This window comes from Moorena bouillonii PNG, from assembly GCF_001942495.1.
In the GTDB taxonomy this organism is placed as follows: Bacteria; Cyanobacteriota; Cyanobacteriia; order Cyanobacteriales; family Coleofasciculaceae; genus Moorena; species Moorena bouillonii.
Genome location: NZ_MKZS01000001.1, coordinates 1842559 through 1850828, shown reverse-complemented (window position 1 = coordinate 1850828; position 8270 = coordinate 1842559). Strand labels below are relative to the sequence as shown.

5 protein-coding genes and 1 pseudogene are annotated in these 8270 nt (G+C 45.3%); 4 read left to right on the top strand and 2 right to left on the bottom strand.

Annotated features, from left to right (window positions below):
- Positions 1–229 precede the first annotated feature (229 nt).
- Together BJP37_RS07655 and BJP37_RS07650 are read right to left on the bottom strand one after the other, a co-directional pair.
- Entirely contained in the window at positions 230–2251 is a 2022-nt protein-coding gene (locus BJP37_RS07655) for a mechanosensitive ion channel domain-containing protein (RefSeq protein WP_229415234.1), read from the bottom strand.
- A gap of 75 nt (positions 2252–2326) precedes the next feature.
- Positions 2327–2902 (bottom strand): FHA domain-containing protein, encoded by a 576-nt coding sequence (locus BJP37_RS07650; RefSeq protein ID WP_075905859.1) that lies wholly within the window; start codon positions 2900–2902, stop codon positions 2327–2329.
- 293 nt (positions 2903–3195) lie between these two features.
- Here BJP37_RS07650 and BJP37_RS07645 point away from each other — a divergent pair, with 293 nt between their 5' ends.
- The 4 genes and pseudogenes from BJP37_RS07645 to BJP37_RS07630 form a co-directional block, all read left to right on the top strand.
- Complete coding sequence (locus tag BJP37_RS07645; protein WP_075897731.1) at positions 3196–4113, top strand: branched-chain amino acid transaminase; 918 nt, start codon at positions 3196–3198, stop codon at positions 4111–4113.
- 75 nt (positions 4114–4188) lie between these two features.
- Complete coding sequence (locus BJP37_RS07640; protein WP_075897730.1) at positions 4189–6021, top strand: tetratricopeptide repeat protein; 1833 nt, start codon at positions 4189–4191, stop codon at positions 6019–6021.
- 410 nt (positions 6022–6431) lie between these two features.
- Positions 6432–7664: a glycosyltransferase family 39 protein gene (locus BJP37_RS07635; protein ID WP_081431103.1), complete on the top strand. Its 1233-nt coding sequence runs from the start codon at positions 6432–6434 to the stop codon at positions 7662–7664.
- A gap of 203 nt (positions 7665–7867) precedes the next feature.
- Positions 7868–8270 (top strand): annotated as a pseudogene (locus BJP37_RS07630) (apolipoprotein N-acyltransferase); the annotation flags it as partial.

Genomic DNA, 8270 nt, shown 5'->3' with positions numbered 1-8270 from the left:
CCGTGGCGAATTTAATTCGCCTAGCGATGCAGCGCGGTCTTGGGGGTTCCCCCCATGACCGACTGCATCAAGACAAGGAAAGCGCACCGTCGGAGAATTTTTATTAATAAAAAGGTATTTTTAACCTTAAAAAAACCTTCTCCCCAGCACCCCAACGCCCTTTCAGCAGATTGACTTGACAATTTATTCATGAAAATGAAACAGCCCTGCCTCTACAGGGCGGGGTAGTTCATTTCTCATCTAAATAAAAACGGTAAAACAAATAATCATCTCGGAAAGGATGATCATCTGCGACATGATGAATAATACCTCGATTAATCAGTATCTGTCCAATAGCCACTGCATCTTCCCGAGTAGAATTACACCGTTTCACCAACCAATCTACGGCTTCTGACCCAACAAAACAGCATCCATAGCTATTGAGACGATAGCGACGGTCTTGAATATCCAACCCTCCTGGTTGACGCATTTCCTCGATCAAGGTTTCAATGTCTAGTGTTATCATATCCTCTTGGAAAGGAGCCGTAGGGTAAGAGTCTTGATCTATGTCATCCATAGGCTCTAGGAAACCTGAAACTAAGGAATCCTGGGTGGGCTCAGACTGATACCCATTGGGAATATAGAGTTGGTTTTCTGGCGGTTTTGGCTGACGCTCCCCCAGCCAAGCGGTCAGCAATTTCTCTAACTGAGGCGATCGCACATGGAGGTCTCGTTGAGGAAATGGTATATGGATATCATAGCGACGCAGACTTTTCTCAATCCGGTAGTTGAGGTCACTCTTGATTTTAGGCTGCCGCTTGGGGTCTCCAGTCCAGACCAACAGCTCAAACTTGAGGGCACTCTCACCAAATTCCTGAAACCAAACTTGGGGATAGGGCCTCAGTAATACTTCCGGGTGACTCTTCGCAGCTGCCAACAGTGCCTTCTTGACCTGCTCCACATCAGATCCGTAAGCCACTCCTACAGGAATCTTGAGCCGGGAAATCGGGTTACCGTGACTCCAGTTAATCACCTCAGTTTCTAAAAAGCGGGCATTGGGCACAATTATTGTTACTTTATCCAAGGTGCAAATCTCTGTACTGCGGGAACCCATTCGCTGCACAGTTCCCACCAAATCGTTGACCTTAATAAAATCCCCCAGTTGAATCGGTCGCTCTAGGGTGATAATTAAGCCACTGATAAAGTTGTTAGCAATATTTTGCACACCGAAGCCAATTCCCACCCCTAAGACACTAGCAAAAATAGTTAGGGAACTTAAATCCAACCCAGAACTTTGGAGTATGATAATCATGCCCAAAAACGTCAGGACATACTGGATCAGGGTAGCAATCACCTCTTGCACCCCTGAATCAGCGCCAGTTTTCCCCAAGATGTAACGCCTCAATAGCCTGGTGAGGGCACTAACCCCAAACCATAGCACAACGGTTAATACCACCAACAGCAGCACTTGGATCGCAGAATACTTGCTTTCTCCGGAACCAATTACAGGAGACTTGAGGAAGTTTAACAGTTCATAACGCCAACTGCGAAGTTGGGGAAATAAGTCACTAATGGTTAAGATAACTGTACTCCACAGGATAACCTGTAACCCTAACAAGGCTGCCCCGAGAAATAATTTAGCTGGGTCGTGCCAAGGGAAAAAAGGAGAAGCCGGATTGCCTAGCCAGGAGGTCAGTTTCCGCAAGGCAAACTGCCTGAAGACCCGTAACAGCAAGTACAACAGGATTAACAACACCAGAACTACCGCTGTAAACCTTCTTGCCTGACGAGTATAATCTGGCATCCGCTGTCGTTTGCCCTGCCGGATTGCCCTTTCAATCAGCTTCTCCCATTTCTCGGCTTGCTTAAGAGGATCAGTATCAGGAATTTGATCGGCCTTGGTAATCGTGACCAGAATCCGCTCGGTAAACTTGGTACGAAGAATCCCCTCGTTTTGCCCGACATATTCAATGTCCACATATTCAGGTTTTTGTAGGGATTTCACCTCCCTTGCTAAGCGCTGATTGATCAGCTCGGCTCGCTCAGTAGCGCTAAAGTTGCCAGCGTTGCCCACTTGAAACAACTCAATACCATCCACCACCACAGGAGCTTTCTCCTTACCATTTGCCAAAAATTCCTGTGCTAAGGTAGAGGCTGGTAATAGGGTGAGCAGTAGGGTAAGTACACCTAGCAACACCAATACCAAGGAACGCCGAAGCCTAGCCCTTGGGAAAGGGTTAATGGAAAATCGAACATTGATAAGAGATTCCATAGGTTACGTTCCATTTAGCTCTCATTTTCCATAACATTAGAATCTCATCGCCTTTGGTTGAGGGCATTAGGTATTCTAGACTACCCGTTCTAGATGATGTCTAGAGGAATCGTTTTCCTCGTTTGGTATTGGTTTTAACCCCTCCAGCAGACCGCTGACCACGGCCCAGGTGCCAACTCCCATTATTAACAGTATCACTAAGCCAATCAACCAAACTACAGGTTTATTCTTGGGCAGAGAGTTGGAAACATTTTTCTCACCTAATAGACTCGTCTGGTCAAAGTTCTGTGCAGTGGCGTTGAGGTCATTTTCCCGTTTCAAGGTCGCTGTAATCTTGTACGGACCAATTCGTAGGGTGTCCTTGCTTGAAAAAGGATGAATACCAGAGCGAATCTTCCGCCCGTTAATAAACGTGCCATTGGCGCTGCGGTCAGTAATATAGAGTTGGGTATTAGCCACTGTGATCAGGGCGTGATACCGGGAAATTTCCTTGTCAAGAAGTACCAGATGAGACACAGATTGACCTGCTAACTGTTCTGGCAAATGGTCATTTTCTCGACCAACAGCAATTGGCGGTCTCAGAACAGGTTTCTTTAACTCGCTAGTTTCTGGGTCTTCCCAGGTCAATTGAATATAAATCGGTTCAGCCAAGATTTCACTCCTGCTAACTAGAACATCGTGGATCAGTGCTGAGTAGGTCAGTGGTGAGTGCTGAATTTTGCTTAGCACATGAATAATTTTTTGTCAACCATATCCACCGATGCTAAGGGGATGACAACAAGGGTGAAACTTAGATAGGGTGTCGGGTGTGGGGTTTTGGATAGGTCCTGGGTAGGAGCCAGTTCCCCCTGAGAGGGTGACAACAAGGCTAAACCCCATTGAGACCATGCTGTGAGCATCTCGTTAAACTGAGATAAATTAATTTTGAAGCACTGATTTTAACTATGCCTGATTTTTTGCCCATTGCTTACTTTCAGAACAAGTTTGTCCCTTTCGCTGACGCCAAAATCTCCATTGCTACCCATGCCTTGCACTACGGCACTGGAGCTTTTGGCGGATTACGCTCTCTCCCTGACCCGAACAACCCACAGCAATGTTTACTGTTTCGGTTAGACCGCCATTGCCAACGCCTAAGTAATAGTGCCCGGTTATTACACTACAATTTACCTGCTGATAAAATCGAGAGTATTATCGTTGAGTTTATCAAACAAAATAAACCAACTACATCGTTTTATATCCGCCCTTTTGTCTACACGTCAGATTTAGGAATTTCCCCGCGACTCCATAATATTGAAAAAGACTTTTTTGTTTATGGATTAGAATTAGGAGATTATTTATCTCCTGAGGGAGTTAGCTGTCGGATTAGTTCATGGTATCGACAACAAGACCAAAGTTTACCCTTGAGAGGTAAAATTAGTGGAGCTTATATTACGTCTTCCTTGGCGAAAAGCGAAGCAGTAGAGTCTCGCTTTGATGAAGCCATTATGATGAATTCTGATGGCAAAGTCTCGGAAGCTTCTGGGATGAATATCTTTGTGGTCAGAAATGGCCAGCTGATTACCCCTGGATTCGATCAGGATATCCTAGAAGGAATTACTCGGGATAGTATTCTGACCCTTGCTAAAGACATGGGCTTGCCAACTATACAACGACCAGTGGATAAATCAGAACTATTTATTGCCGATGAAGTATTTCTGAGTGGGACAGCGGCAAAGATCACCCCAGTTAAACGAATCGAAAACTATCACTTATCTCCAAACAGACCAATAACCGAAAAGCTCAAGGAGATGCTAGCAGCAATTACCGAAAATCGGGAACCGAAATATAAAGACTGGGTGTATACGGTTAAAATTGATAAATAAACTAAACTTAGGCTTATAGAACCCTGTAAACCTGTAGCGACGTCTGGGATAGCGAGTAGAATCAAAGCTAAACACATGAACAATCAACTGATAAATTCTGCAAACCCCTTAGGCGGTCGCTACAAAATCATCAGCAAGCTGGGAGCAGGTGGGTTTGGTCAAACGTTTCTGGCACGGGATTTGCACTTGCCAGGAACTCCCCAATGTGTGATCAAACAGCTCAAACCCCAGGTGACGGATCCTCAGTGTTTGGAAATTGCCAAACGCCTATTTGAGCGAGAAGCCCAAGTCCTCTACCAGCTGGGTAACCACGATCAGATCCCCCAGTTGCTGGCACATTTTGAGGAAAATCAGGAGTTTTATCTGGCCCAAGAATTTATTGATGGAGAACCCCTCAACCAAGAAATCCGTCAGCCTTGGGAATCAAATCGAGTGATTGCTCTGTTGCAAGACATTCTACAAGTCTTAGTATTTGTTCATGAGCAACGTGTGATCCATCGTGATATCAAACCCCCAAACCTGATCCGCCGCCGCAAGGATAATAGAATAGTCATGATTGATTTTGGGGCAGTTAAGCAAGCTAGCACCCAGATTATCGATCCTGAAACGGGGCAAACCAAAACCATTGCTATTGGCAGTCATGGCTACACCCCCAAAGAACAGTTTGGTGGCAATCCTCGTTTTAGCAGCGATATCTATGCGGTGGGTATGGTAGGTATCCAGGCATTAACCGGAATTCATCCCAAGTTCCTGAAAGAAAACTCCGAAACAGGGGAAATCAACTGGCGCGATCGCGTCCAAGTTAACATCCAAGTTAACTCAGAATTAGCGGATATCCTTGACTGTATGGTGCGCTATGATTTCCGTGACCGCTACCCGACCGCAGTAGAAGCGTTGGCAGCAGTTCAGAGGCTAACTGCTGCACCAACAATAGCTATGTCTGCTACAGTTCCGGAAGAGACTGTTTCTGTTTCAGCAACATCAGCACAAACCCAGGCCAGATCAGAGATCATCCGAAGATGCTTAACTAAGCCTTGGTTGATGATTACTGTCTTAGCAGGGATGGGTATCGGTATTTCTGTGATCGGTACTAAGACTTTTCTAGTTCCGAAACTTGTCACTCAAACTGACAATATTACTGACAACATTAGCGATACCGTTGCGGAAACCTCGACTACCACCTCTGAGTCAAAACCTGCAACCCCAGCGGTAGTTAGCAACACCCCTGAAAGCACTACTACCAGCTCAGTCCAAAAAACTATTCCCGGCTCGGATACCGAATCAGCTGCAAAATCGCCATCCGACCCGGAAACACAACCAACGGAAACACAACCAACTGCAATAGAATTAAACAGCCAAGGGGAGAGCTTGCGGCAAGCAGGAAAGTACCAGCAAGCACTGATGACTTACGAAAAAGCGATCGCAAGGGACTCAAATTTAGCTGAAGCTCATTGGGGTCGTTGCTATAGCTTGAATTCCTTGGGCCGTACTCAAGAAGGAATGGCCGCCTGCGATCAAGCCCTTGCCCTTAAACCTGACTACCCAGAAGCATTGTGGAGTAAAGGTGCAGCTCTCGAATCCCAAAACACCCCAACAGCCATAACTCAAGCTCTAACTCTATACGAGCAAGCGATCGCTATCAAGCCCGATTTTGCTGACGCCTGGATTAACCGAGGAGTAGCCCTCCATAAACTCAAGCGCTACAGTGAGGCCATAAAAGCTTATGAGCGGGCACTTCAACTCAATCCTAATTCTGCCGATGCTTGGAGTAATTTAGGGGCAGCCTATTGGGCCAAAGGTCAATACAAGGAAGCAATCAATGCCATGGAAAACGCACTTCAAATCCAGCCGAATCACCCCAATGCTAAGAATCTGCGTCAGCAGGCAAGGGAACAATTAGGCCGTTGATCACTCAGCAAAAATAAATATTTGATAAAGATTTTATATCTAAATAAATATCTGATAAAGATTTTTGGTTTTAGTCTTAGAAACTGGAAAATCCTCTACTATTACATTTAATTACTATTAAGCATTAGAGCTGATAGCCCTAGGGATTAAATACGAAAACCTAACACCTAAAACCTAACACTTTAGCAAAGGGAACAGGGAATAGGGAACAGGGAATAGGGAATATGGATCAAAATTCTCTCAATTCCTACATGGATGGCTATTTACCCTAATCCTCAAAACTAAATTCACACAGTACTAGGATTGCGATGCTCTAAAAGAGCCGCTACGCGAACACAATCCCTTATTTAACTTATTTAGGTTAAATAATTCAAGTTAAATTAACTAATTTTAATTAACTTTGCATCACTATGAAACTGAATACACCAGCACTTGGAATAAGAGCAAATTGGCTCCAGAAGTGGATGCCGATCGGCTTAATTTTAGTAGTTGCTACTGGGTTGTACCTCTATCAACTCGGCACAGAGAGCTTATGGTACGATGAGCTATTTAGCATTAACAAAACTCAGAGTGGGATATCACTGCCTCCCAAGAATCTGACACGTCCCTTTTATTTCATGATTCTCTACATTTGGATGCAGTTTGGCACTAGCACCGTTTGGTTGCGTGGGCTATCTGTGATTTTTGGACTAGGCAGTATCTTCCTAATCTACCTGCTGGGTCGTCGCTTAGCTGGAAAGCCAGTTGGCTTGATTGCCGCCCTGTTACTAACCCTCTCACCTGTGTTTATCAACCATGCCCAAGAGGTAAGGATGTACACCCTAATCCCCTTCTTAAGTTTAGGGGGTACCTTAGCTCTAGCTCATGCCCTTGAAAATCCCAGGTTTGCTGCCATCAACTGGTGGGCTGTGGCCAGGTTTCTAGCCCTTGTGACTACTCCGGTGAGTGTGACCTTGTTTCTGCCAGATCTGGTATTAATTGGATGGCAGTTTCGTAATCAAAAGCGCCGATTATTTGCTTTTGGGATTAGGCTGCTGCTGATTGGGAGTTGTTGGCTTCCTTTGGTATCAGCAGTTGATGAATCTTCCACTAAATTCCTCAAAGGTTGGGTAACACAATACCCAAAACCCAACATTATCTTAATTGTCTCTGAAGTCACCCACTTGACAGCTTTCTGGCCATTGAGACACTTACTAGGGTCAGGCATCAGTGCCAACGACCTGATGAAACAGCTCAATCAGCAGTCTATCATGGAGTGGCTTGTGGAGCATGTGTTAACCTCAAATCTTGTACCTTTGTTCTATTACATGGCATATACGGCCATGGCAATCGGCTTGCTTGCGATCGCTCTATTGAGCAGGCACCCCTCAAAAAAACTCTGGTGGATTAAAGTGTGGGCATTATTACCTGCCGGATCTATCTTATTGATATCTTATGTTTCCAGTTCCATATGGAAAGCTCGCTATCTACTAATTGTATCCCCCTATTTCTTAATTCTTCTAGCAGCAGGCTTGATGCAAGTTTGGCGTTGGCAACATCGAGTGGCTGTTTTAGTAACTCTGATCTACGCCATAGCAGTGGGTAGTGGTCTAGTGCATTACTACACAACGTTGTATCGTGTAGCAGGTGGTGCGCCCACTTGAGACTTGTTTAATATATAGCAATTATCATAATCATGAGGTACACAGTATTTTTAACGACTACCATCCATACCTGCGCCCGTAATCATTACTAAAAAAACTATTACCCCTACTCCCTACTCCCTACTCCCTACTCCCTACTCCCTAGAAATTTGTACCTCACCAAACTCAAAACTGCTCTATTACCCTTAATCGGTGGTATCCTGATGGGCCTAACACCATCACCAACAGAAGCTTGGCCCCTAGCTTGGATTGCCCTAGTGCCGCTATGGTTCATAGTAGTCAGGGGTCAGAGTATTCGTGGCAATGCTTTATCTGGTCTGATCTGGGGTATCGGTTATCATGGCTTAGCTCTATCTTGGATTACTGGTATTCACCCCATGGACTGGATGGGGGTACCATGGCTAGCTAGTATTGCGATCGCATTATTATGCTGGATACTCATTACCCTCTGGGGAGCACTCCTAGTAGCTGTCTGGGCAATAGGAATCTCTATCACTCAATCAATTACAGCAAGTTTCGCCCCCCTAGCCCCCCAGCGAGCAATCCCTCGCTGGGGGGTTCTTGAGTTAAAGTCCCCCAGAATTGGGGGATTTAGGGGGCTTGCAG